20 protein-coding genes are annotated in these 24,653 nt (G+C 59.8%); 1 reads left to right on the top strand and 19 read right to left on the bottom strand.

Translation table 11 applies throughout. From position 1 onward, the window contains the following. Nucleotides 1-97 precede the first annotated feature (97 nt). From AC3WK5_RS04485 to hutC, 17 genes are all read right to left on the bottom strand, one after another. The gene (locus AC3WK5_RS04485) at nucleotides 98-895 is read right to left on the bottom strand and encodes a transporter substrate-binding domain-containing protein (RefSeq protein ID WP_054595199.1); all 798 of its coding nucleotides are present in this window, start codon (nucleotides 893-895) and stop codon (nucleotides 98-100) included. Between the two features lie 214 nt (nucleotides 896-1,109). Further along, nucleotides 1,110-3,680: a glucans biosynthesis glucosyltransferase MdoH gene (gene mdoH / locus AC3WK5_RS04480; protein ID WP_103317076.1), complete on the bottom strand. Its 2,571-nt coding sequence runs from the start codon at nucleotides 3,678-3,680 to the stop codon at nucleotides 1,110-1,112. Next, nucleotides 3,673-5,448, bottom strand: a complete 1,776-nt coding sequence (locus AC3WK5_RS04475) for a glucan biosynthesis protein G (RefSeq protein WP_103317074.1) — start codon at nucleotides 5,446-5,448, stop codon at nucleotides 3,673-3,675. The genes mdoH and AC3WK5_RS04475 overlap by 8 nt, the downstream gene beginning before the upstream one ends. Before the next feature lie 435 nt (nucleotides 5,449-5,883). Beyond that, complete coding sequence (gene dtd / locus AC3WK5_RS04470) at nucleotides 5,884-6,321, bottom strand: D-aminoacyl-tRNA deacylase (RefSeq protein ID WP_103317072.1); 438 nt, start codon at nucleotides 6,319-6,321, stop codon at nucleotides 5,884-5,886. Continuing rightward, nucleotides 6,318-7,289: a prolyl aminopeptidase gene (gene pip / locus AC3WK5_RS04465; protein ID WP_054595195.1), complete on the bottom strand. Its 972-nt coding sequence runs from the start codon at nucleotides 7,287-7,289 to the stop codon at nucleotides 6,318-6,320. Before pip ends, dtd begins: the two co-directional genes overlap by 4 nt. A gap of 104 nt (nucleotides 7,290-7,393) precedes the next feature. After that, the gene (locus AC3WK5_RS04460) at nucleotides 7,394-8,329 is read right to left on the bottom strand and encodes an alpha/beta hydrolase (RefSeq protein ID WP_103317070.1); all 936 of its coding nucleotides are present in this window, start codon (nucleotides 8,327-8,329) and stop codon (nucleotides 7,394-7,396) included. A 235-nt stretch (nucleotides 8,330-8,564) separates the two neighbouring features. Further along, nucleotides 8,565-9,512 carry a choline ABC transporter substrate-binding protein gene (locus tag AC3WK5_RS04455; protein ID WP_103317068.1) on the bottom strand — a complete coding sequence of 316 codons (948 nt, stop codon included), beginning with the start codon at nucleotides 9,510-9,512 and terminating at the stop codon, nucleotides 8,565-8,567. Nucleotides 9,513-9,792: 280 nt separating this feature from the next. Beyond that, nucleotides 9,793-10,596 carry an N-formylglutamate deformylase gene (hutG, locus tag AC3WK5_RS04450; protein ID WP_103317065.1) on the bottom strand — a complete coding sequence of 268 codons (804 nt, stop codon included), beginning with the start codon at nucleotides 10,594-10,596 and terminating at the stop codon, nucleotides 9,793-9,795. Nucleotides 10,597-10,606: 10 nt separating this feature from the next. Further along, nucleotides 10,607-11,812: an imidazolonepropionase gene (gene hutI / locus AC3WK5_RS04445; RefSeq protein WP_103317063.1), complete on the bottom strand. Its 1,206-nt coding sequence runs from the start codon at nucleotides 11,810-11,812 to the stop codon at nucleotides 10,607-10,609. A gap of 16 nt (nucleotides 11,813-11,828) precedes the next feature. Continuing rightward, nucleotides 11,829-13,235 (bottom strand): amino acid permease, encoded by a 1,407-nt coding sequence (locus tag AC3WK5_RS04440; RefSeq protein WP_103317061.1) that lies wholly within the window; start codon nucleotides 13,233-13,235, stop codon nucleotides 11,829-11,831. Between the two features lie 108 nt (nucleotides 13,236-13,343). Then, on the bottom strand, nucleotides 13,344-14,876 hold the full coding sequence (gene hutH / locus AC3WK5_RS04435; RefSeq protein WP_103317059.1) for a histidine ammonia-lyase: 1,533 nt from the start codon (nucleotides 14,874-14,876) through the stop codon (nucleotides 13,344-13,346). A 217-nt stretch (nucleotides 14,877-15,093) separates the two neighbouring features. Further along, nucleotides 15,094-15,918, bottom strand: a complete 825-nt coding sequence (locus AC3WK5_RS04430) for a quaternary amine ABC transporter ATP-binding protein (protein WP_103317057.1) — start codon at nucleotides 15,916-15,918, stop codon at nucleotides 15,094-15,096. After that, on the bottom strand, nucleotides 15,915-16,766 hold the full coding sequence (locus AC3WK5_RS04425) for an ABC transporter permease (RefSeq protein ID WP_103317055.1): 852 nt from the start codon (nucleotides 16,764-16,766) through the stop codon (nucleotides 15,915-15,917). The genes AC3WK5_RS04430 and AC3WK5_RS04425 overlap by 4 nt, the downstream gene beginning before the upstream one ends. Before the next feature lie 170 nt (nucleotides 16,767-16,936). Continuing rightward, nucleotides 16,937-18,403 carry a purine-cytosine permease family protein gene (locus AC3WK5_RS04420; protein WP_103317053.1) on the bottom strand — a complete coding sequence of 489 codons (1,467 nt, stop codon included), beginning with the start codon at nucleotides 18,401-18,403 and terminating at the stop codon, nucleotides 16,937-16,939. 151 nt (nucleotides 18,404-18,554) lie between these two features. After that, on the bottom strand, nucleotides 18,555-20,258 hold the full coding sequence (gene hutU, locus AC3WK5_RS04415; RefSeq protein WP_103317051.1) for a urocanate hydratase: 1,704 nt from the start codon (nucleotides 20,256-20,258) through the stop codon (nucleotides 18,555-18,557). A gap of 528 nt (nucleotides 20,259-20,786) precedes the next feature. Beyond that, nucleotides 20,787-21,359 (bottom strand): HutD/Ves family protein, encoded by a 573-nt coding sequence (locus AC3WK5_RS04410; protein WP_103317049.1) that lies wholly within the window; start codon nucleotides 21,357-21,359, stop codon nucleotides 20,787-20,789. A gap of 24 nt (nucleotides 21,360-21,383) precedes the next feature. Then, complete coding sequence (hutC, locus tag AC3WK5_RS04405; RefSeq protein WP_232252242.1) at nucleotides 21,384-22,052, bottom strand: histidine utilization transcriptional repressor HutC; 669 nt, start codon at nucleotides 22,050-22,052, stop codon at nucleotides 21,384-21,386. 187 nt (nucleotides 22,053-22,239) lie between these two features. Between hutC and AC3WK5_RS04400 the strand changes: the two genes are divergently transcribed. Then, on the top strand, nucleotides 22,240-23,604 hold the full coding sequence (locus AC3WK5_RS04400) for a formimidoylglutamate deiminase (RefSeq protein ID WP_103317047.1): 1,365 nt from the start codon (nucleotides 22,240-22,242) through the stop codon (nucleotides 23,602-23,604). A 160-nt stretch (nucleotides 23,605-23,764) separates the two neighbouring features. Here the strand turns inward: AC3WK5_RS04400 and AC3WK5_RS04395 are convergent, their stop codons facing one another. Then, nucleotides 23,765-24,334, bottom strand: coding sequence for a lipocalin family protein (locus AC3WK5_RS04395; RefSeq protein WP_054595182.1), 570 nt, complete (start codon nucleotides 24,332-24,334; stop codon nucleotides 23,765-23,767). Between the two features lie 31 nt (nucleotides 24,335-24,365). Further along, nucleotides 24,366-24,620 carry a hypothetical protein gene (locus AC3WK5_RS04390; protein ID WP_054595181.1) on the bottom strand — a complete coding sequence of 85 codons (255 nt, stop codon included), beginning with the start codon at nucleotides 24,618-24,620 and terminating at the stop codon, nucleotides 24,366-24,368. Nucleotides 24,621-24,653: the final 33 nt, after the last annotated feature.

The following is a 24,653-nucleotide window of genomic DNA, read 5'->3' as shown; positions in this document are numbered from 1 at the left end:
GATCGCGTGCTTAGCTAGCGACTCGGTCTACTGTGGGAGCGGGCTTGCTCGCGAATGGGGCGGCGCGGTCTATCTGACTGAGGCCGCCTGTCAGGCGTTATTCCATGTCCTTGAGCCAGGCGGAGTCTTTGAACCACTTGTCATGGATGCGATCGTAGGTGCCGTCTTCGTGGATCTGGTGCAGGAAGTTGTTGATGAAGTTGATGCTGTCGTAGTCACCCTTCTTCAGACCGAAGGCCAGTGGCTCGTAGGTGAACGGCTTGTCGAGGAACACCAGTTTGCCGTTGCCGACCTTGTTCACCGCCACGACGTTGTAAGGCGCGTCATAGATGAAGGCGTCAGCCTTGCCGTTGACCACGTCGAGCACGGCTTCCTGCTCGTTGTCGTAACCGTGGTACTTGGCTTTCGAGATCAGCTTCTTCGCGACCATTTCCCCGGTGGTGCCAAGCTTGGAGGTGATGCGGTAGTCCGCGGTGTTCAGGTCTTTGTAGGAGGTGATGGTGCCTTCCAGCTCCTTGCGGATCAGCAATGTCTGGCCGACCACGATGAACGGTTCGCTGAAATTCAGGCGCAGGTTGCGTTCCTGGGTCAGGGTCATGCCACTGCCGATCATGTCGAACTTGTCGGTCATCAGGGCCGGGATGATCCCATCGTAGCCGGTGGAGACCATCTCCAGCTTGACGCCCATGGCCTTGGCCATGGCTTTGAGGATGTCGACTTCGAAGCCGATGATCTCGCCGCGCTTGTTGGTCATTTCAAACGGCATGTAGGTCGGGTCCATGCCGACTTTCAGCGTGCCACGCTTGACTGCGTCGTCGATGGCGCCGGCGTGCGCCGCGTTGACGGCAACCAGCGCCGTGACGCCGAGCAGCAGCCTCGAGAGATACTTCTTCATCATCAACTCCCCTAACCCATAGTGTTGTCAGGCGCGCAAAAAGCCGATTTTCTTTTTAAAACCGACAGTTACGGACAGAAAGTTGTCCGGGCGCACCAAAGAGGGGAGCGATGCTAACTCACTCGTCCGTTTGCACAAGGGGGCAGAAGGGGATTTGTTGTTTGCTGATCACTCACGCAAAAAAAAAGCCCCGCTCGGTAGCGGGGCTTTTTCATCAGGCCGGTTGTGCCTGTGTGCTCAGTGGTTTGAGCGGCAACAACGGTGCGTGAGGATCGGCTTTCACCGACGCTCGCCAGGCATCCAGCCACTCGGCGTGACTGTCGCTCCAGACCTGCTCATGCAGGCGACCCAGTGCTACAGGGTCGCTCAGCAGTTGCAGACGCTCATGGTTGTTCAACCCGGCAGGGCCGGCTTTCAGCGCATGACGAACCCGTTCGATACGCAGCCACTCAATCGGCTCGGCCTGACCGTGACGCGAAGTCGCCAGCGCGCACGCCAGGGCATTCTGCTGCGGATCGACCACGGCGCGGATGAAGCCGTCGTTCAGTGCGTGCCAACGGTTTTCGTGGGTGTACTGATCGGTTGCCAGCAAGGCCTGCGGCGGTGCGTATTCCTCAGGGATCAGGAACAGGCTCTCGTCGCGGGACTTGAGGCCGAGCTTCACGCGGCTGGAGATCACCGACACCGGGATCGACAGCATCAACGAACCGACGATCGGTACCAGCCACCAGAGGAAACTCGGGTTCAGCCAGACCACCAGCAAGGCCCAGAAAAAGCCCAGCAAGGTTTGCGGACCATGGCGGCGTACCGCTTCGCTCCACGGCGTGGAATCGTCGTCACGTTGCGGCGAGTTCCAGGTCGCCGCCCAGCCGAGGAACGCAGCGAGTACGAAACGGGTGTGGAAGATCATCCGCACCGGCGCCAGCAGCATGGAGAACAGCATCTCCAGTAGCATCGACAGGGTCACCTTGAACTTGCCGCCGAACTCTTTCGCGCCCTTGGCCCAGATCAGGATGATGCTCAGCAACTTCGGCAAGAACAGCAGCACGATGGTCGTCGAGAACAGCGCAACGGCCTTGTCCGGATGCCATTGCGGCCACAACGGATACAGCTGTCGTGGCTCCATGAAGTACTGCGGTTCCATCAGCGTGTTGACCGCTAACAGCGCCGTCGACAACACCAGGAAGAAGAACCACAGCGGTGCCGACAGGTAAGACATCACGCCGGTCAGGAACACCGCACGGTGCACCGGGTGCATGCCCTTGACCAGGAACAGCCGGAAGTTCATCAGGTTGCCGTGGCACCAGCGACGGTCACGCTTGAGCTCGTCGAGCAGGTTCGGCGGCAGTTCTTCGTAGCTGCCAGGCAGGTCGTAGGCAATCCACACGCCCCAGCCGGCTCGGCGCATCAGCGCCGCTTCAACGAAGTCGTGGGAAAGGATCGCCCCCGCAAATGCGCCTTTACCGGGCAACGGCGCCAGGGCGCAGTGCTCGATGAACGGTTTCATGCGGATGATCGCGTTGTGGCCCCAGTAGTGGGATTCGCCCAACTGCCAGAAGTGCAGGCCGGCGGTAAACAGCGGACCGTAGACCCGTGTGGCGAACTGCTGCATGCGCGCATACAGCGTGTCCATGCCCGAGGCACGTGGCGCGGTCTGAATGATCCCGGCATCCGGCGTGGCTTCCATCAAGCGCACCAGACTGGTCAGGCATTCGCCACTCATCACGCTGTCCGCGTCGAGTACGACCATGTACTTGTAATCACTGCCCCAACGACGGCAGAAGTCGTCGAGGTTGCCGCTCTTGCGTTTCACGCGACGGCGACGACGGCGATAGAAGATCTTGCCAAAGCCCTTGGCTTCGCGGCAGACGTCCAGCCAGGCTTGCTGCTCGGCAACGCAGATATCGGTGTCGTTACTGTCACTGAGGACAAAGAAGTCGAAGCGATCCAGGTCACCGGTGGCGGCGACCGACTCGAAGGTCGCGCGTAAACCGGCGAACACTCGCGGTACGTCTTCGTTGCAGATCGGCATCACCAACGCGGTGCGAGCGTCCTTGGGAATCGGCTCGTTGCCGGCGCTGGCGCCGGAAATGCGGTACTTGTCGTGCCCGGTGAGCAACTCGAGGAAGCCCATCAGTGCGGTCCAGAAACCGGCCGACACCCAGCAGAACAGAATCCCGAACAGAATCAGGATGCTGGTTTGCAAGGCATAGGGCAGCACTTGCGTGGCGGTCTGCAGCAGCGGCTGGTGCAGGACTTCGTTGAGGTCGACGAACGACCAGCCCTGGTACGGCATGATGCCTTTCATGTACCAGCCCGCGACGATGGTCTGGCCCAGCATCAACACCAGCAGGATGTAGCGGCGGATCGAACCGACGGTGCGCCAGCGAGCCGCCGGCAGCACGCGCTCATCCTTCGGCGGTGCCGGAGGGTTGGTGCGACCGGTCAGGCGACGCCAGCCACGCACCAGGATATTGGTACGCCATGGCTCGGGCACGACCTTGGTCCGACGAATCGGCGGGGTTGCCTTCAGGCACACACGACCGGCGGCGTCGAGCGCCAACATCTCGGCTTCTTCCAGCTCCTCGGCGGAGTTGAGGGTCAGCCGGCGACCGACCGAAGCCTGGTTCGCTTCGCCCGGTGCGTCGAAGGTCTTCGACGACAGGCGCTCATGCAGTTCGCTGAAAGATGTGCAGCCCGCAAGTTCTGCGCGCTGCTCATCGGTCATTGGCAGGTGCGCCAGATACTCGTTGAGAGTTTCTGGCTGTACTTGGGAATTACTCATCGGCTGGCAACTGGTAGCTCCAGGTCTCGGTCAGCACTTGTTCAGTCTTGGCTGCATCCGGGGCAGGAGGTGTGGCAGGGGCTGCTTCGGCAGCGGCAGGCTGCTTGGCATCTTTGTCTTTCGCTTCCTTGGATTCCTTTTCTTTCTTCTCGAGTTGCTTGGCGGCGATCTTGTCGGCCTTGGCAATGGAAGAATTGGCGTTCGGCAGCGAAGCCTTCACCGGCTCAGGGGCGACGATTTCCTTGACCAGCGCAGCACGCATCTCGGTGGATTTGCCCGGGTCCTTGATCTTCATGCGCAGGGTCAAACGCCAGCCCTGGGTCTCAGGGTTGTAGCGCACGCTGTTCTCGACCACTTCGGCGTTGTCGCCAACGCTGACCTGGCTGCGAACCGGCGCATCTTCCGGCAGTGCCTTGAGGGACGGGCCAGTGAAGTCCACCAGGTAGGCAACGCTGCCATCTGGCTGACGAATCAGGTTGGACTGTTTCACGTCACCAGTGGAGCGCAGGGTCTGTTGAACCCAGGCGCTGTCTGCCGAGTGCAGGGCAGCTTCGTCGATGGTCCAGTGCAGACGGTAGGAGAAGTCCAGCGGTTGGCCGGGCTCAGGCAGTTTTTCCGGGCTCCAGAAGGCAACGATGTTGTCGTTGGTTTCGTCGGCGGTCGGGATCTCTACGAGGTCGACGGTGCCTTTGCCCCAGTCGCCCTGTGGCTCGATCCAGGCGCTTGGGCGCTTGTCGTAGCGGTCATCGAGGTCTTCGTAGTGGCTGAAGTCGCGACCACGTTGCAGCAAGCCGAAACCACGCGGGTTCTCGACCGAAAAGTTGCTGACAGCCAGGTGTTTCGGATTGTTCAACGGGCGCCAGATCCACTCACCATTGCCGGCATGGATCGACAAACCGCTGGAGTCGTGCAGTTCGCGACGGTAGTTGAGCACTTTCGACGGCTGGTTGGCGCCGAACAGGAACATGCTGGTCAGTGGCGCGATGCCCAATTTGCTGACCTTGTCACGCAGGAACATCTGCGCCTTGACGTCGACAATGGTGTCGCTGCCCGGACGCAGGGTCAGGCGGTAGGCGCCGGTGGCACGCGGCGAGTCCAGCAGCGCGTAGATCACCAGGTGCTTGTCGGTCGGTTTGGGTTGCTCGATCCAGAACTCGGTAAAGCGCGGGAATTCTTCACCGGACGGCAACGCAGTGTCGATCGCCAGGCCACGGGCGGACAGGCCATAGGTGTGGCCTTTGCCGACGACGCGGAAGTAACTCGCGCCGAGCATGGTCATGATTTCGTCTTGCTTGTCGGCCTTGTTGATCGGGTACAGCACACGGAAGCCGGCATAACCCAGCTTTTCGGTGGATTTAGGATCGAACTTCACGTCGCCGAAATCGAAACGACTTGGGTCGTACTTGATCTCTTCAACGTTGTTGGCAGTGATTTCATTGATCTTCACCGGCGTGTCGAAGTGCATGCCCTGGTGATAGAACGACAGCTTGAACGGGGTTTTCTGGTCGGCCCATTCGGCTTTTTCGGTCAGGAAACGAATTTTCTGATAATCCGCGAATTTCATCTCACGGAATTCGTTCGGCAGATTGCTGCGCGGAGCTTCGTATTTCTGCCCGGCCAGCTCTTTTGCCTTGGCCGACACATCATCCAGATTGAATGCCCAAAGCTGGCCAGCGCTGAGCAGGCAAAGCAAAGCAGAGCCCGTCACCAGTGCGTTTCGTAACCGTTTGGCAGACAATTTTGGTGCATTACAGGGACTAACAATCACGAGCAACCCTCGCCGAAAACAGATCAAAAAACCAACGGCCAGACTAGGCGGTCTGTGTGGTCGGTTTTGTGAGCTTACTTCGGCGTCAGGTAACCAGATACTGCGTTGCTGCTTCTCGCCATAGCGGGCTATGACTCGTCGCAGCGCCTTGTTTCTGGCTACCTGACATCCGAAATAATGCTCACAAAACCAACCGTACAGACCACTCATGCCAGGTTGGCGAGCATTGTTCCGACTCCGATGGGGCTAAATGATTCCCCAAACGGTTGCGGACAAGTCTCTACCTAAGTCAAAAATGGGCCAACGAACGCTGATCCCCGTAGCGCGGGATTATCTAGTAGGCCGCGTTACAACGCATCAGGGGTAGCAAAGTATTTATCGCGAAAAACCCCTATTTTCGACCGAAACACGCCTGAAAAGATGTTTCAAGCGTCTTCAGGTCTGTAACAGGAAGGTTACCGGGCCATCATTGACCAGATGCACCTGCATGTCTGCGCCAAATCTACCTGATGCCACTTTGCCATGTAACTGCTGCGCTTTGGTCAAAATATAGCCAAAAAGCTCTTCTCCGAGTGCCGGTGGGGCCGCGGTAGAAAAGCTCGGACGCAAACCATTTTTGGTATCGGCGGCCAGGGTGAACTGCGAGACCAACAGCAAACCACCGCCGACATCGGCCAAGGACAGATTCATCTTGCCCTCGGCGTCACTGAATACCCGATAGTTAAGCAGCTTATGCAGAAGTTTGTCGGCGCTGGCCCGAGTGTCTTGCGGCTCGACCGCCACCAGCACCAGCAAACCCTTGTCTACAGCGCCAACAACCTCCTCCGCCACTTCGACGCGTGCACTTCGCACGCGTTGTAACAGGCCCTTCATGCTTCTTCAGGCGGCAGATCAAGCAAACGCCGGGCCATCTGGCTGGCCGCACGCACCAATGCATCGGTGATACCCGGTTCGGACGCTGCGTGTCCGGCATCGCGGATCACCTGCAGTTCGCTGTTCGGCCAGGCCTGATGCAGTTCCCAGGCATTATCCAGCGGGCAGATCACATCGTAACGGCCGTGGACGATGACGCCGGGCAAATGGGCGATCTTGCCCATGTCGCGAATCAGTTGGTTCGGCTCCAGGAACGCGTTGTTGGTGAAGTAGTGGCATTCGATCCGGGCAATCGACAGCGCGCGCTGTGGCTCGGAGAAGCGGTCGACCACCATCGGGTTCGGCCGCAAGGTAGCCGTGCGGCCTTCCCAGGTCGACCAGGCCTTGGCCGCGTGCATCTGGGCAATCTGGTCGTTGCCGATCAGGCGCTTGTGGAACGCGCTGAGCAGGTCATCGCGCTCGTCCAGCGGGATCGGCGCGATGTAGTCCTGCCAGTAATCCGGGAACAGACGGCTGGCGCCAGCCTGATAGAACCATTCGATTTCCTGAGGGCGGCAGAGAAAGATCCCGCGCAGGATCAGACCGTGCACACGCTCCGGGTGGGTTTGTGCGTAGGCCAGGGCCAGGGTCGAACCCCAGGAGCCGCCGAACAGCACCCATTTGTCGATCCCCAGGTGCTGGCGAATCCGCTCAAGGTCGGCGACCAGATCCCAGGTGGTGTTGTTTTCGAGGTTGGCGTGGGGCGTGGAACGACCGCAGCCGCGCTGATCGAAGGTAACGATGCGGTACAGGTTCGGATCGAAGTAGCGCCGACTCTGCGCATCACAACCGGCCCCCGGGCCTCCGTGAATGAACACCACCGGCAAACCTTCCGGTGAACCACTTTCGTCGACGTACAGCGTGTGTATTGCATCGACGGCCAGATCGTGCCGGGCGTAGGGTTTGATCTGCGGGTACAAAGTCTGCATTGCGCGCTCCGTAAGGGGTCGAGTTCATCCCTGGGGGGACTTCAATTATTCTGCCGTCCGGCATCATAAACCCGAATTACCTGAATGAGCATGCCCACAAAAAATCAGACTTCGCTTACAAGAAACCGATGCAAATATGCCAACAGGTTTTCATAGAGCAGATCCACTTCCGCGACCTCGCCCCGGCCCCGCAAACACCCGTGAATCAGCCCTTTGCCTGAATACAGGTTGACCTCGCCCCCGGCGGCTTCAAGTCGCCGGGCATAACTGACGCCGTCGTCGCGTAGCGGGTCGAACTGTGCGACGGCGATCATTGCCGCTGGCAAACCGCTGAAATCATCGGCGAGCAATGGCATGGCGTAGGCCGACGGTTGCCGCGTACCGCGCAAGTACAACGCGTGATAGCAGTCCAGGTCGCTGCTGCTGAGTAGCGGCGCATCCGCACATTCGCTGCGCGATGGAAGCCTGGCGTCACCGCCCAGTCCCGGGTAGATCAAGACTTGTGCGCAGGGCAGGCGCTCGCCCCGGTCACGCAATGCCAGGCACAACGCAGCAGCAAGATTGCCTCCGGCGCTGTCACCGGCCACCAGCATCCGCGTCGCGTCCAGCGCAAACGGGCTCACTCCCGCGCACAGCGCTCGCCAGACGCTCAGGCAGTCATCGAACGCCGCCGGAAAGGGATGCTCCGGAGCCAGTCGGTAATCGACGGCTATCACCAGCACGCCCAAAACCGCCGACAACTCGGTGCAGATGAAGTCGTGCGAGTCCAGATCTCCCACCACCCAGCCACCGCCGTGCAGATAAAAGATGCACGGCCAACCCGAATCCGGCGGTGCAACCGCTGGTTGGTAAGACCGGACGCGAACACCTTCCAGCGTGAAGTCGGCAACCTTCAGTCCGTCCGGGCGAGCCGGGGTAAATGCCCGACACATTTGACTGTAAGTCTGACGCAGCCCGTCCAGACTGCTGTCAGGGCTGTTGAAGCTGAGGGTTTTCTCGACAAAGGCCGAGAGCTGCGGTGAAAGCGGGTATTCGGACATGCTGGGAAGGCCTGGGTAGCAACGGGTTCAGACGATTCAGACGATTCAGCGTCTGCGCATACCCTGTGGCGGGCGGGCTTGTCGGAACGCCGCACCGCCCCGCTCGGCTGCGTAGCAGTCGTAAAACCAACGGATGCGTTCTGTCTGAAAGACCACGATTGCCGGTTTCAGGGCCGCTGCGCAACCCGGCGCGGGCAAGCCCGCTCGCCACAGGTTCTTGTGTTGGCCTTGAGGCCTATTTCAGGCTGGCTTGTACCGCCGCCACTCCATCCTTCTTGCCATCGAAACTGCTGACACCCGCCAACCAGCGTTGAAGATCCTCGGGATGGTCACGCAGCCATTGGTGGGCAACGTCCTGTGCGGTCTTGCGCTCCATGATCGGCACCATCAACTGGCTTTCCTGGGCGGCAGTGAATGTCAGGTTTTCCAACAGGCGGTTCACGTTCGGGCAACGTTGGGCGTAGTCAGGCGCGGTCACGGTCGATACCGTCGCCGCACCTTCGTTAGGACCGTAGACATCTTCGCTGCCGGTCAGGTAGTTGATCTTCATGTTGATGTTCATCGGATGCGGGGTCCAGCCGACGAACACCACGAACTCCTTGCGATTGATTGCCCGCTGCACGGCGGCCAGCATGCCGGCCTCGCCGGATTCGATCAGCTTGAAGTCCTTGAGACCAAAGTGATTGGTCTCGATCATGGTTTTGATCGTGGTGTTGGCGCCGCTGCCCGGCTCGATGCCGTAGATCTTGCCACCCAGCTGGTCTTTGAATCTGGCGATATCGCCGAAGGTTTTCAGGCCCGCTGCCGCGACATAGTCAGGCACTGCGAGGGTGGCCTGGGCGTCAGACAGGCTGGGCTTGTCCATGACTTTGAGCTGATTGGCGGCGATGAACGGCGCGATGTTCTTGTCCATCGCGGGCTTCCAGTAGCCGAGGAAGATATCCAGGCGTTTGTCGCGGATGCCGGCGAAGATGATTTGCTGCACGGCGCTGGTTTGCTTGCTTTCGTAGCCAAGCCCGTTGAGCAAGACTTCGGCCATGCCACTGGTGGCGATCACGTCGGTCCAGTTGACCACGCCCATGCGCACGGATTGGCAGGACGCCGGTTCGCTAGCGAAGGTGTTGGCGCTCAGGAGTGCGGTGCCGGTAAGGATTAACAGACAGCGGTTGAACAGTCGTTTCATCGGGAAGGCTCGCTCGGCAGCTGGTTATTGTGGGCCCGGTGTCTTCGTGCACCGTGCCCACAACGTTACTCAGCGTCTGAGCGACAAAAACGCCCTGAGGCGACCGTGTCTTGCACGGTGGCGACCGCAACCGATCGTTGTGGCGAGGGGGCTTGCCCCCGCTCGGCTGCGAAGCAGGCGTAAAACCCGGTAACGCGGTACATCTGACGAAAATCGGTTGAATGTTTTGGGGCCGCTTCGCGTCCCAACGGGGGCAAGCCCCCTCGCCACAGGTTGATGTTTATCCTGGATAACGCTGTTGCCCCCAGGCCAACAACCCTTGCAGCAACTCCTTGAGCACCACCTGCGTCGGTGCCGCCAGGTCAGGCCGATAGCGGAACGGTTCGACCTCTTCCATGTAAGTGCACTGCCCCAACTCCAGCTGCACCGCATGGATGTTTTCGGCCGGGTTGCCGTAATGACGGGTGATGTGGCCGCCCTTGAAACGCCCGTTGAGCACATGGCTGTAATCCGTGTGCCGAGCGCAGATGGCTTCCAGTTGGCTGGCCAGCTGCGGATCGCAACTGGCGCCGTTGAACGTGCCGAGGTTGAAGTCCGGCAGCTTGCCGTCGAACAGGTGCGGGATCACCGAACGGATCGAATGCGCATCGAACAACAGCGCATAACCGAACTCGGCCTTCAGCCGCGCCAGTTCTTGCTGCAGGGTGCTGTGGTACGGCGTCCAGACCTTTTCCAGGTAGCTCGCACGTTCCTCAGCAGACGGCTCCAGCCCTTCGCGGAACAACGGCACGCCATCGAACAATGTCGCCGGGTACAGGCCGGTCGTCGCACCGACATACATCGGCTTGTCGTCCGACGGCCGGTTGAGGTCGATGACGAACCGCGAATACTCGGCAGCCAGGGTGCTGGCACCCAGCTCGGCGGCGAACTCGTAGAGCGTGGGTATATGCCAGTCGGTGTCCGGCAGGCTTTGTGCCTCGGGAATCAAACCGGCTTCAACCGCAGGCGTCAGACGCACGCCAGCGTGAGGCATGCTGATCAGCAGCGGCACCCGGCCTTGTTTGAAGTTCAGAACCTTATCCACAACCGTTCTCCTATAACTCGACTTCAACGCCGTGACGCACGACGCGTTTTTCCAGGTCACCGCCCAACCAGTACGACAGGTCGGCTGGACGATCGATTTGCCAGGCCACGAAGTCGGCGACTTTGCCGACTTCAAGTGAACCGTGGGTACGCTCCATGCCCAATGCCGTCGCGGCGTGAATGGTCGCGCCGGCCAGGGCCTCTTCCGGGGTCATGCGGAAGCAGGTGCAGGCCATGTTCAACATCAACCGAACCGACAACGCCGGCGAAGTGCCAGGGTTAAGGTCGCTGGCGATGGCGATTTTCACCCCGTGCTTGCGCAAGGCATCCATCGGCGGCAATTGGGTTTCCCGCAGGAAGTAGAAGGCTCCTGGCAGCAACACGGCAACGGTCCCGGAGGCCGCCATGGCGATGGCGTCCTCTTCGGTCATGAACTCCAGATGGTCGGCCGACAGCGCGTGATAACGCGCCGCCAGGCTGGAGCCGTGCAAGGACGACAGTTGCTCGGCATGCAGCTTCACCGGCAAACCGAGCTTCTGCGCGGCGACGAACACCCGCTCGACCTGCGCTGGCGAAAACGCCAGGTATTCGCAGAACGCATCCACCGCATCCACCAGGCCTTCGGCAGCCAGCGCCGGCAGCATTTCGCTGCAGATATGTTCGATGTAGTCGTCGGCGCGGTCGACGTACTCTGGCGGCAAGGCGTGAGCGGCCAAGCAGGTGCTGCGCACACTGATCGGCAGTTCGGCGCCGAGACGACGGATCACCCGCAGGATCTTCCGCTCACTGGCGAGGTCGAGGCCATAACCGGATTTCATCTCGATGCTGGTCACACCGTCACGCATCAGGCTTTTCAGACGCTTCTTCGCACTGGCGAACAGCTCGTCCTCGGTCGCCGCACGCGTCGCGCGCACGGTGCTGGCGATGCCGCCACCGGCCGCAGCGATTTCTGCGTAGCTCACGCCTTGCAGGCGTTGCTCGAACTCGCCGCTGCGATTGCCGCCGAACACCGTGTGGGTGTGGCAGTCGATCAGGCCCGGGGTGACCCAGGCCCCCGCGAGGTCATGGACCTCGGGGTACTCGCCGGACGGCAGCTCGCTACGTGGGCCGATCCACTCAATGTGCGCTCCTGACGTCACGATGGCGGCATCCTCGATGATCGAGTAAGTGCCCTGCGCCATGCTTGCAACGTGGCAGTGTTGCCAGAGAGTTTTCATCCGAGGCCTCCGTTAGTTATCGATTGGAAAAAGAAGGATCACGCGCGACCAGCGCCGCCTGCCCTGCCGCCGGCTTGACCCACGTCAGGTAGGCCAGCACCAGCAACACGATCCAGACCACGCCGACGATCAGCGCCGCTTGGGTATCCGGGAAATAACCCAGCACGCCGAAGACAAATAGCATGAAGGCAATCGCCGCCATCGGCGCATACGGCCAGAACGGTACCGGGAATTTCAGCTGCGCCACTTGCTCAGGCGTCATGGAGCGACGCATCGCTACCTGAGTGAACAGAATCATCAGCCAGACCCAGACGGTCGCAAAGGTCGCAATGGACGCGATCAGCAGAAACACGTTTTCCGGGATCAGGTAGTTCAGCAACACGCCCAGCAGCAGCGCGACACTCATCACCACCACGGTCATCCATGGCACGCCATTGCGCGACAGGTGGGCGAAGCCCTTCGGTGCGTGCCCTTGCTGGGCCAGACCGAACATCATGCGGCCGGCGCCGAAGATGTCACTGTTGATCGCCGAAATCGCCGCCGTAATCACCACAATATTAAGGATGGTGGCCGCCGAGCTGATCCCCAGCTTATCGAAGATCTGCACGAACGGGCTGCCCTGGCTACCGATCTGCTGCCAAGGAAAGATCGACATCAGCACCAGCATCGTCAGCACGTAGAACAGCAGAATCCGCAACGGTACGGCGTTGATTGCACGAGGCAGCACGTGCTGTGGGTCTTTGGCCTCACCGGCGGTGACGCCGATGATTTCAATACCGCCAAACGCAAACATCACCACTGCGAACGAAGCGATCAGACCGCCCATGCCATTAGGCATGAAGCCACCTTGGGTCCAGAGGTTGCTGATGTCGGTCACCTGGCCTGGGGCCGTGCTGATACCGAACAGCATGATGCCGAAGCCCCCGAGGATCATCGCAACGATGGCGGCGACCTTGAGCAGCGACAGCCAGAACTCCATTTCACCGAAGACTTTGACGTTGCACAGGTTCAAGCCGCCGACGATGGAAACGACGCCCAATACCCAAATCCAGCGAGAGACTTCCGGGAACCAGAAGCCCATGTAAATACCGAACGCAGTGACGTCGGCCATGCCGACGATGACCATTTCGAATGCGTACGTCCAACCGAGGATGAAGCCTGCCATCGGTCCCAGGTAGGTGCTGGCGTATTGACCGAAAGAACCTGCGACCGGGTTGTGCACGGCCATCTCGCCAAGGGCGCGCATGACCATGAACACCGCTGCGCCACCAATCAGGTAGGCAAGCAGCACCGCAGGACCGGCCATCTGGATGGCCGAGGCAGAACCGTAAAACAGCCCGGTGCCGATCGCCGACCCCAGTGCCATAAAGCGAATATGTCGGGCCGATAGCCCGCGTTTCAAGCCGTTTGCTGGCTTTTGCATTTCTCGTCCTTAGTTGTTCTTATCGACGCAAAAATCGAATCGCGAGCAGGCTCGCTCCCACAGGTTCAGCGTAATCCTTGTGGGAGCGAGCCTGCTCGCGATGGGGCATTACAGGCTAGGCAACAACTTCGCCATCACCAGCTCATTCAGGCAGCGCGAAGCCAGCAGCTCGCTCGCGGCGTTGATGTCCGGTGCAAAGAAACGGTCCTTCTCGTAGAACGGTACTTTGGCGCGCAGGGTGCTGCGAGCTTTTTCCAGTTTCGACGAAGTCTTCAGACCGTCGCGCAGGTCCAGGCCCTGGCAGGCAGCCAGCCACTCGACAGCCAGAACGCCGCGAGTGTTTTCAGCCATTTCCCACAGACGCTTGCCAGCGGCCGGGGCCATGGAAACGTGGTCTTCCTGGTTGGCGGACGTCGGCAGACTGTCGACCGAATGCGGATGCGCCAGTGCCTTGTTTTCGCTGGCCAGAGCCGCCGCAGTCACCTGGGCGATCATGAAGCCGGAGTTCACGCCGCCGTTGGCCACCAGGAACGGCGGCAGTTGCGACATGTGCTTGTCCATCATCAGCGAGATGCGACGCTCGCTCAGGGAACCGATTTCAGCGATGGCCAGGGCCATGTTGTCGGCCGCCATGGCAACCGGTTCGGCGTGGAAGTTACCGCCGGAGATCACGTCGCCTTCAGCCGCGAAGACCAATGGGTTATCCGACACGGCGTTAGCTTCGATCGCCAACACTTCAGCGGCCTGACGGAACTGAGTCAGGCAAGCGCCCATGACTTGCGGCTGGCAGCGCAGCGAGTACGGGTCCTGAACCTTTTCGCAGTTCTCGTGCGAATCGGAAACTTCACTGCGTTCACCCAGCAGGTCGCGGTAAGCGGCAGCAGCGTCGATCTGGCCTTTTTGACCACGGGCAGCATGGATGCGAGCGTCGAATGGCGAGCGCGAGCCCAGCACGGCTTCAACGGTCAGACCGCCGAGGGCCAGGGCGCCAGCGAACAGGTCTTCGCCTTCGAACAGGCCACGCAGAGCATAAGCGGTGGACACCTGAGTACCGTTGAGCAGCGCCAGGCCTTCTTTTGCCGCCAGGGTCAGCGGTTGCAGGCCTGCGACTTTCAGCGCTTCAGTTGCTGGCAGCCATTCACCTTTGTAACGGGCCTTGCCTTCGCCCAGCAGCACCAGCGACATGTGGGCCAGAGGCGCCAGGTCACCGGAAGCACCGACCGAACCTTTCAACGGAATGTGTGGGTAAACCTCAGCGTTGATCAAGGCGATCAGCGCGTCGATCACCACCCGGCGAATGCCGGAGAAACCACGGCTCAGGCTGTTGACCTTGAGCACCATGATCAGACGCACCAGAGCGTCGCTGATTGGCTCGCCCACACCGGCAGCGTGGGACAACACCAGCGAACGCTGGAGGTTTTCCAGGTCTTCGCTGGCAATGCGGGTCGAAGCCAGCAGGCCGAAACCGGTGTTGATGCCGTACGCGGTACGGTTTTCCACGAGGATCTGTTCCACGCAGGCAACACTGGCTTCGATCTGGGCGGAGGCACTGTCGTCGAGACGGACGTTGACCGGTTGCTGATAAACAGCGCGCAGTTGGGCAAGACTCAGTTGGCCAGGGATAAGATTCAGAGCAGTCACATTTATTCTCCTTTTGAGAGTTTTTTATGCTCTTTATATAAGAGCAGTTAACTAACCAGACGCTCCGGATGATTCCGTTGTCCGTCGCCGCCCGCTTCTTGAGGGGGTGGCGCCTTGGCGCGCTGGCTTTTGTAGAAATCAGTACAACTTGGGTAACGCGGTTTACAGCAGTATCGGGTCTTTCAAAATCAATTCAGCCTGGAACATGGCATCTCTCCTAAACCACCGCCGCACGCCGCTGGACAAACCGGTCGACGTATTCATCGGCCGGCGAGTGAAGGATCTCTTTCGGCGTGCCGACCTGGATCAACTGCCCATCCTTGAGAATCGCAATCCGGTTGCCAATGCGCACGGCTTCATCGAGGTCATGGGTGATGAACACGATGGTCTTGTGCAGCGTCTGTTGCAGTTCGAGCAACTGGTCCTGCATCTCGGCGCGGATCAGCGGGTCAAGGGCACTGAAGGCTTCATCCATCAGGATGATGTCGGTGTCCGCCGCCAAGGCGCGAGCCAGGCCCACACGCTGACGCATACCGCCAGACAGCTGATGCGGGTATTTGTTTTCGTAGCCTTGAAGGCCCACGGTGTTGATCCAGTGCTGCGCGCGCTCTGCGCACACTTGCCTGCTTTCACCGCGCACTTTCAAACCGTAGGCGACGTTGTCCAGTACGCTCTTGTGGGGCAACAGGCCGAAGCTCTGGAACACCATGCTGATCTTGTGCCGACGAAATTCGCGCAGGGCTTCCATGTCGTATTGCAGGATGTCCACGCCATCCACCAGGATCACGCCGCTGGTCGGGTCGATCAGGCGGTTTATGTGCCGCACCAGTGTCGACTTGCCGGAACCCGACAGGCCCATGATCACGAATATCTCGCCAGTAGCGATGCTCAGTGACAGATCATTCACGCCGATCACGCAGCCGGTCTCGGCCAGTACCTGATCCTTGCTCTTGTTCTGTCGGATCATGTTCAGCGCATCGGCCGAACGGTCACCGAAAATCTTGAAAACGTTTTTGACTTCGATCTTCGCGGCATTGCTCATTGGTTCACCTCATGCCGTGGACGACCGTAGGCCTGGGTAATGCGGTCAATGACCACCGCCAGAATCACAATCGCCAGACCGGCTTCAAGACCGCGTCCGACATTAAGGGTCTGGATCCCCACCAGCACGTCTTCACCCAGGCCACGCGCACCGATCATCGAGGCGATCACCACCATCGACAGGGCCATCATGGTGGTCTGGTTGATCCCGGCCATGATGCTCGGCAGCGCCAGCGGCAGTTGCACGCCGAACAGTTGCTGCCAGCGGTTGGCACCAAAGGCATTGATCGCTTCCATGACTTCGCGATCGACCTGGCGAATGCCCAGATCGGTCAGGCGAATCAGCGGCGGTACGGCGTAGATCACGGTGGCGAAAATCGCCGGGACCTTGCCCAGACCGAACAGCATCAGCACCGGGATCAGGTACACGAAGCTGGGCATGGTCTGCATGATGTCGAGCAGCGGCATCAACACTGAACGCAGGCGATTGCTGCGTGCCGACAAAATGCCCAACGGAATGCCGATCAACACCGAAATAACCGTCGCCACCAGCATCAGTGCCAACGTTTGCATGAGCTTGTCCCAGAGGCCGACAGCGCCCACCAGGAACAGCAAACCAACGATCACCGCCGTCGTCACCAACTTGCGGGTCGCGTGCCAGGCGATGCCGGCAACGATCACCAGCATCAACCACCACGGCGCCGCACGCAGCAGGCCTTCGAGGTTGACGATGGCCCAGAGCAAGGTGTCGGAGATATGGCGGAACACATCCCCGTAGTTGACGACCAGCGAATCAACCCAAACGTTGACCCGGTCGGCGATGGAAAAGGTGAAGCTTTCGGGAAACATAAGAGACTCTCAATCAAGTGGATGTAGCGAACGTCCCGGCCAGCCTCTCGGTTAGCCGGGAGGTATCTGCCTACAGTTCCGCGTTGATTTTCCTGGCAGTGTCGGTGGTGACCCGCAACTGCCAGATCTCAGGATGTGCCTTCACGAAGATCTTCGCCAGTTTCGTCCAGTCAGATTGCTGCAACGCGATCCGCCCCGCTTGTTTTCACTTTTACAGCCTCGTCCTGCTCTGCCGGCAGTATCAGCCGATCAGGTACTGCGCTATGCCACTTCTTGGCTGCGAAGTAGTACATCGCCGCCGGAACCACCAGACCGATGATCCACGAGATGTCGGTATCACCGAGGCTTGCGACCAGAGGGCCAGTGTAGAAGTGGGTGGAAATGAACGGCATTTGAATCAACACGCCGAACACGTAAATGCTGATGCCCATGATGTTCCAGCGACCGTAGCGACCCTCGGGATTGGACAGTGCCGGAATGTCATAGCGTTCTTTGGTGATGCAGTAGAAGTCCACCAGGTTAATCGCGCTCCACGGCGTGAAGAACGCCAGCAGGAACAGGATGAACGCGGAGAATTCCTTGAGGAACGAGTCCTTGCCAAGCAATGCCAGAGCAGCGGCAAGCGACACCATGATGAAGATGTACAACAGGCGTACACCGCTTCCAATGTGGCGGCTGCCACGGAAGCCACTGATGATTGTCGCGATCGACATGAAGCTGCCGTAGGCGTTCAACGTGGTCACAGTGACTTTGCCGAAAGCCACGGCGAAGTACAGCAGCGCCGCGACAATCCCGGTACCGCCAAGGCTGACGATGAACGACACCTCGTGGTGAGCAAACTGCGAACCGGCCAGGGCTGCGGCGAACACGCCGAAGACCATCGACGCCTGTGCACCGATCACCGAACCCAGGCCGACGGCCCAGAAGGTTTTCGACGCCGAGGTGCTGCGCGGCAGGTAACGCGAGTAGTCCGCCACATAAGGGCCGAACGCGATCTGCCAGGACGCCGACAGCGACACCGCCAACAGGAAACTCGCCACCGAGAAGTGCTTGTTGCCCAGCAATGCGCCGATGTCGTTACCGGCCAGCAGTTTGTAGAACAGGTAGATGAACGCCACCACGCCCAGCACACTGGCGACCCGGCCTATGCCGTGGATCACCCGATAGCCGAAGATGGTGAAGACCATGATCGAGCCGGCGAACAGCGTGATACCGACCCAGTCTTCGACGTGCAGCAACTGCGCAACAGCCTGCCCTGCCAGCAAGGATCCGCTGGCCGAGAAGCCGATGTACATCAGGCACACCAGCACCAGCGGAATCACCGCCCCATACACGCCAAACTGCACGCGGCTGGAGATCATTTGCGGCAAGCCGAGTTGCGGACCTTGTGCGGCGTGCAGCGCCATGACGCCACCGCCGAGCAATTGGCCGATCAGCAAACCGATCAACGACCAGAACACATCCCCGCCCAGTACCACCGCCAATGCACCCGTCACAATCGCGGTGATTTGCAGGTTGGCACCCAACCACAGGGTGAACTGACTCAATAGACGACCGTGTCTTTCCGCTTCCGGGATGTAGTCGATCGAACGTTTCTCGATCAACGGCTTACTGCGTGCACGATCATCATTAGCCATGGGTCAACCTCTGTGGATTGTTCGTGGAATTCAATCTGTCCCTGTAGGAGCTGAGCTTGCTCGCGATGGCGATGTACCTGACACACCGCGTCATCGTTCATCGCGAGCAAGCTTTGCTCCTACAGGTTCGCATCAGGCCGAGGCCCGTTTTTTATTTACCAGTGATCATCGGCAGGTTCAGGCCCTGCTCCTTGGCACAGTCGATAGCGATCTGGTAACCGGCATCGGCGTGACGCATAACGCCGGTGGCCGGGTCGTTGTGCAGTACGCGAGCGATACGCTCGGCCGCTTCGTCAGTACCGTCGCAGACAATCACCATGCCCGAGTGCTGGGAGAAGCCCATGCCGACGCCGCCGCCGTGGTGCAGAGAAACCCAGGTCGCGCCGCTCGCGGTGTTCAGCAGAGCGTTGAGCAGTGGCCAGTCGGACACGGCATCGGAACCGTCCTGCATGGATTCGGTTTCGCGGTTAGGGCTCGACACCGAACCGGAGTCCAGGTGGTCGCGGCCGATCACGATCGGTGCCGACAGCTCGCCGCTGCGGACCATTTCGTTGAACGCAAGGCCCAGCTTGGCGCGCAGACCCAGGCCCACCCAGCAGATACGCGCCGGCAGACCCTGGAAGCTGATGCGCTCGCGCGCCATGTCCAGCCAGTTGTGCAGGTGGGCGTCGTCCGGGATCAGCTCTTTGACCTTGGCGTCGGTTTTGTAGATGTCTTCAGCATTACCCGACAGTGCAGCCCAACGGAACGGACCGATACCGCGGCAGAACAGCGGGCGGATGTAGGCCGGCACGAAGCCCGGGAAGTCGAATGCGTTCTCGACGCCTTCTTCTTGCGCCATCTGACGGATGTTGTTGCCGTAGTCGAACGTCGGGATGCCTTGCTTCTGGAAGTCGAGCATCGCTTTGACGTGCACGGCCATCGATTGCTTGGCGGCTTTGATCACAGCTGCCGGCTCGGTCTTGGCGCGAGCACGGTACTCTTCCCAGGTCCAACCGGCTGGCAGGTAACCGTTGAGCGGATCGTGGGCGCTGGTCTGGTCGGTGACCATGTCCGGACGCACACCGCGACGGACCAATTCCGGCAGGATTTCTGCCGCGTTACCCAGCAGGGCGATGGAAATCGCTTTGCCTTCTTTGGTGTATTTGGCGATGCGCGCCAGTGCGTCGTCGAGGTCTTTGGCTTGCTCGTCGACGTAACGGCTTTTCAGGCGGAAATCGATGCTCACTTGTTGGCATTCGATGTTCAGCGAGCACGCGCCGGCCAGAGTTGCAGCCAGTGGTTGAGCGCCGCCCATGCCGCCCAGACCGGCGGTCAGGACCCAGCGACCGGTGAGGTTGTCGTTGTAGTGCTGGCGACCGGCTTCAACGAAGGTTTCGTAGGTGCCTTGAACGATGCCCTGGCTGCCGATGTAGATCCAGCTGCCGGCGGTCATCTGGCCGTACATGGCCAGGCCTTTGGCGTCGAGTTCGTTGAAGTGCTCCCAGCTCGCCCAGTGTGGTACCAGGTTGGAGTTGGCGATCAGTACGCGTGGGGCGTTGCTGTGAGTCTTGAAGACGCCGACCGGCTTGCCGGATTGCACCAGCAGGGTCTCGTCGTCATTCAGGTTGGTCAGGCTCTCGACGATCTTGTCGTAGCATTCCCAGTTACGCGCCGCGCGGCCGATACCGCCGTAAACCACCAGTTCTTTAGGGTTCTCGGCAACTTCCGGGTCGAGGTTGTTCATCAACATGCGCAGCGGCGCTTCGGTCAGCCAGCTTTTGGCGGTCAGCTTGTTGCCGCGAGCAGCACGGATTTCAACGTCACGGTGCTTAGTAAAAGTAACGGGGGTCGGTTTCTGGGTATTGTCAGTCACGAAAAAAGCTCCTCAGCAATCAATCCAAACCAGCCCAGGCAGTGGGCGAGCAAGCCAATGTGCAGATGGTGCACACCGGCGAATCAGTGGACGATGGTCGAGTCTTCGTGACTCATACGCATACGTCTTTACTTGTACATACAAGCATATGCAATCAAGCGGCCAACTTTCTGGATGGCGCTTCAACAAAGCGCTGAACCTGGCTGAAAAGCCCTTGGGACAAGGGTTTTGTGGCTGTCGATATTTTTTGGGGAAGGATTTTTTCGAGGAGTGACAGTTGTTACCTGAGCGCGGTTTTGCGCCACGCTGGGGCGTTCGGTAACAAACTGGTGCGCACAGGGAAACGCTGGAGGTTGTTTTTTGTGGCGAGGGAGCTTGCCCCCGTCGACCGGTCCGCGCTCGGGCGTAGCAGTCGCAGAATCAGAGATTCAATACAGGGGACAGGGTGGGTATGCAGCCATTGGGGCGGCTTCGCCACCCAGCGGGGGCAAGCCCCCTCACCACAGAAAAGCTCCCGGAATAGGGAGCTTAGTGTGCTGTCAGTTCAATCACGCAGCATTGGCCGTTGGCGGAAACATCCAGCAGCCCAGTGTTACCGCCCAGTTGCAGACAATCATGACGACCCAGCACTTGGGCCGCACTGCCATTGATTCGAACTTCAAGCGCATCAGCCACGCTGAAAACCAGCAGCGTTCCGGCAGAACTGAAAAACCGTTGCTCGCCCTTCAGCCACTGCAACCGCGCCTGGTAGCGATTTGGCGCATAAATCAGGTTGAAGTCGCGGATCGCACCGCCAAGCAGGGTGCAGGAAACATGGCTTTCGCCACTGAACGCAAACGGGTCCAGTGGTAACAGGGGCCGCGTGTTCTGGCCGTCGACCGTCAAGGTCATGCCTTCACCCTGCAGCACGGTGATGACCCGCTCATAACCTGCAAAGGTCGAGAACCCGCCCGACTCACCGATATCGGCAATCGACAGGCGCCAGCCAAAGCCATCCAGGCCGGTGCCTGCATCGCGGGTGATTTCTTCGGTGCTGCCGCCGCCGTTTTTCCACGGCATGCGCGGATAATTGGCCGCGCGCAAAACGTTCAACTGGCCCATTTATGTCTCTTTATTGATGGCTCTTTATTTGTGGAACCGCCCTTCCAGACGATGGCGGGAACCGGGATGAATCAGACGAGCGGCCGTCACTGGTTGACGTCCGGACCAGGTCCGACGACGGATCAGCAGGCATGGCTCGCCTTTTTCGATCTGCAGCAATTTGCATTCGGAAGGCTCGGCAAGAATCGCCTCGACCACGTGCTCGCCTTCGGTCAATGGCGCGACCTGATTCAGATAGGCATAAGGCGTTTGCAGGGTGAAGTCTTGCTTGAGGTATTCCGGCGCGACCAGGGCATTGACGAAACGGTCCTCGATTTGCACGGGAATATCGTTCTCGAAATGCACGATCAGCGAGTGGAAGACCTTTTGGCCTTCACGCATGTCCAGTGCCAGGGCGCGCTCGGAACCGGCGGCCTCTTCTTCCAGAGTAATCACCTTGCACGTGTGGCGATGGCCACGGGAGGCGATTTCGTCAGCAATGTTATGCACTTCGAACAGCGCGGACTGGCTCTTGGGTTCAGCGACAAAGGTGCCGACGCCCTGCATGCGCACCAACAGGCCGTCAGCCGTCATCTCGCGCAGGGCGCGATTGATGGTCATGCGGCTGAAACCCAACTGACTGACCAGCTCGCTTTCCGACGGCACGCGGTAATGCGGCGGCCAGTTTCCACTGTCGATTTGCTGGGTGATCATCTGTTTGACGCGAGCGTACAAGGGCGCCGGACTGTCGCCCAGATTGGCACTCAGCGGTGAAACTACAGGCGGAGTCGGCACAGGAAATCCTTGTTCGTTGATGAAAGTCGCTAGCTTGCCGGAGTTTACCGAGCAGGCAAACGTCTGTATATGTATATACAAATAACACACGATGGGGTACTGAACCATGTCCGCCTTCTTTGCCGAACGCGCGCTTTTGCCTAGTGGATGGGCCAACAATGTACGTCTTGAGGTCAGTGCCAATGGCCTGCTGACCCACATCCAGGCCGATGCCAGCGCTGAAGGCGCCGAACGGCTGAGCGGTCCGCTGCTGCCGGGCATGCCGAATCTGCACTCCCACGCCTTCCAGCGGGCGATGGCCGGACTGGCCGAAGTAGCGGGCAATCCGAACGACAGTTTCTGGACCTGGCGCGATCTGATGTATCGCCTCGTCGGAAAAATCAGTCCGGAACAACTCGGGATCATCGCCCGTCAGCTCTACATCGAAATGCTCAAGGCCGGTTACACCTCGGTCGCCGAATTTCATTACGTGCACCACGACCACACTGGTCATCCGTACGCGGACCCGGCCGAGCTGTCGTTGCAAATCAGTCAGGCCGCCAGCGCTTCCGGCATCGGCCTGACCTTGCTACCCGTGCTCTACAGCCACTCCGGTTTCGGTGGCCTGGCACCCAATGAAGGCCAGCGACGCTTCATCAACAGCACTGAAAACTACCTGAAGCTACAAGCCCGCTTGCAGCCGCTGCTGGCGCAGCAACCGGCGCAACAACTGGGCCTGTGCTTCCACTCGTTGCGTGCCGTGACCCCGCAGCAAATCAGCGAAGTGCTGGCAGCCAGCGACAAGCACTGCCCGGTGCACATCCACATCGCCGAGCAACAAAAGGAAGTCGACGACTGCCTGACCTGGAGTGGTCGCCGTCCGCTGCAATGGCTGTATGAAAATACCGACGTCGATCAGCGCTGGTGCCTGGTCCACGCGACCCACGCCAACCCGGAAGAAGTCAGCCTGATGGCCAAGAGTCGCGCCATCGCCGGCCTGTGCCTGACCACGGAAGCTAACCTGGGCGACGGGATTTTCCCGGCCGTGGACTTCCTCGCCCAAGGCGGGCGCATGGGCATTGGCTCCGACAGCCATGTGTCGCTGAGTGTGGTGGAAGAACTGCGCTGGCTGGAATACGGCCAGCGCCTGCGCGATCAGCGACGTAACCGCTTGTATGGCGCCGATCAGCCGATGGTCGGGCGCACCCTATACGACGCCGCACTCGACGGTGGCGCACAGGCGCTGGGCCAGCCGATTGGCGCATTGGAAGTCGGCAAACGCGCTGACTGGCTGGTGCTCGACGGCAACGACCCTTACCTGGCAACCGCCAGTGGCGACGGGATTCTGAACCGTTGGCTGTTTGCTGGTGGCGACCGCCAGGTGCGTGACGTGCTGGTGAATGGCAAGTGGGTGGTACGCGACGGGCATCACGCTGGCGAAGAAGACAGTAACCGCGCGTTCACCCAAGTGCTGCGCGAGCTGTTGGGCTGATCACCGCTTCTGTGGCGAGGGAGCTTGCTCGCGCTGGGTTGCGAAGCGACCCCAAATCAGCAATTGAGCTCTTTCAGAAAGATCTCATCAGCTGAGTGACGACTGCTGCGCAGCCGAGCGGGAGCAAGCTCCCTCGCCACGGAGTCCAACCGCACGCCGCTTATTTCGAGGTCTGGGCCATTTTGGTGTCCGACACCCGCCAGATCAGGCGTGTGGTGTCGTAACCCTGCTGACGCGCCCTGCTCAGCAGCTCCTCACGAGTATCGGCGTTGACTTCCGGCTTGCGTGACAGCAGCCACAGGTTGCGCCGATTGGGGCTACCGACTATCGCGGTCTGGTAGTCATCGCTGACATACAGCACCCAGTAATTACCCTTGCTCATGCCTGGCAACAACCGGGTAAACCAGTTATCGAAATTCACCCACAGCTTGTCGTTCTTGCCGGGAATCTGCGGCGTTGCCGTGCCCTTGGCCTCTTCCCATTTCCACTCTGGGGTCAGGCAACGGTTCAACACTTCCATGTCGCCATCGGTCTTGAGGGTGTAATGGGCTTCGGATTGCGCGCAGTTACGCTGGAAGTACATCGGCATGCGCGCCAACTCGTACCATTTACCCTGGTAACGCTTGAGGTTGACGCTATTGACCGTTTTCGGCGCGAGCGCATCATCGCCAGAAGTGGCGCAGCCGGCCAACAACAGACCGGCCAAAAGAACTATTACTAACCGCATCATTATTTTTCTCCCGAGGGCGTTTGGCCCCGGTTTACTTCAGGCCTTGCCCGGAAAACATCAGCACTTTGTCACCGGCGTACTGCACGCTGATAAAGCTGTTCTTGTCGCCCCAGGTACAGCTGGACATGCCCAACGCGCCTGAACAATCGGCAGGTTTACCCAACAAGGCTTCGACCTCGGCCTTGGGCATGCCCGTCGACAGTTTCGAATAGTTTTCCTGGTTGATCTTGCTGCACGCAGCCAACAGCACGCAAAAAGACAACAAGGCGATAGATCGCAGCGACATGGTGTAACTCCTGGTAAAGAGGGGGAGGCATGG

The organism is Pseudomonas sp. FW306-02-D09B, from assembly GCF_058782685.1.
The sequence above is the reverse complement of the archived record's forward strand: the minus strand, read 5'-3'. Positions and strand labels throughout refer to the sequence as shown.

What these genes read in the sequence shown, in the direction of transcription:
- mdoH (WP_103317076.1), bottom strand. Translation starts at nt 3,680, where the DNA reads ATGAGTAATTCCCAAGTACAGCCAGAAACTCTCAACGAGTATCTGGCG.
- AC3WK5_RS04455 (WP_103317068.1), bottom strand. Translation starts at nt 9,512, where the DNA reads ATGAAACGACTGTTCAACCGCTGTCTGTTAATCCTTACCGGCACCGCA.
- AC3WK5_RS04485 (WP_054595199.1), bottom strand. Translation starts at nt 895, where the DNA reads ATGAAGAAGTATCTCTCGAGGCTGCTGCTCGGCGTCACGGCGCTGGTT.
- pip (WP_054595195.1), bottom strand. Translation starts at nt 7,289, where the DNA reads ATGCAGACTTTGTACCCGCAGATCAAACCCTACGCCCGGCACGATCTG.
- AC3WK5_RS04440 (WP_103317061.1), bottom strand. Translation starts at nt 13,235, where the DNA reads ATGCAAAAGCCAGCAAACGGCTTGAAACGCGGGCTATCGGCCCGACAT.
- hutC (WP_232252242.1), bottom strand. Translation starts at nt 22,052, where the DNA reads ATGATCACCCAGCAAATCGACAGTGGAAACTGGCCGCCGCATTACCGC.
- AC3WK5_RS04395 (WP_054595182.1), bottom strand. Translation starts at nt 24,334, where the DNA reads ATGATGCGGTTAGTAATAGTTCTTTTGGCCGGTCTGTTGTTGGCCGGC.
- AC3WK5_RS04420 (WP_103317053.1), bottom strand. Translation starts at nt 18,403, where the DNA reads ATGGCTAATGATGATCGTGCACGCAGTAAGCCGTTGATCGAGAAACGT.
- AC3WK5_RS04390 (WP_054595181.1), bottom strand. Translation starts at nt 24,620, where the DNA reads ATGTCGCTGCGATCTATCGCCTTGTTGTCTTTTTGCGTGCTGTTGGCT.
- AC3WK5_RS04430 (WP_103317057.1), bottom strand. Translation starts at nt 15,918, where the DNA reads ATGAGCAATGCCGCGAAGATCGAAGTCAAAAACGTTTTCAAGATTTTC.
- AC3WK5_RS04410 (WP_103317049.1), bottom strand. Translation starts at nt 21,359, where the DNA reads ATGGGCCAGTTGAACGTTTTGCGCGCGGCCAATTATCCGCGCATGCCG.
- AC3WK5_RS04425 (WP_103317055.1), bottom strand. Translation starts at nt 16,766, where the DNA reads ATGTTTCCCGAAAGCTTCACCTTTTCCATCGCCGACCGGGTCAACGTT.
- AC3WK5_RS04460 (WP_103317070.1), bottom strand. Translation starts at nt 8,329, where the DNA reads ATGTCCGAATACCCGCTTTCACCGCAGCTCTCGGCCTTTGTCGAGAAA.
- AC3WK5_RS04400 (WP_103317047.1), top strand. Translation starts at nt 22,240, where the DNA reads ATGTCCGCCTTCTTTGCCGAACGCGCGCTTTTGCCTAGTGGATGGGCC.
- dtd (WP_103317072.1), bottom strand. Translation starts at nt 6,321, where the DNA reads ATGAAGGGCCTGTTACAACGCGTGCGAAGTGCACGCGTCGAAGTGGCG.
- hutI (WP_103317063.1), bottom strand. Translation starts at nt 11,812, where the DNA reads ATGAAAACTCTCTGGCAACACTGCCACGTTGCAAGCATGGCGCAGGGC.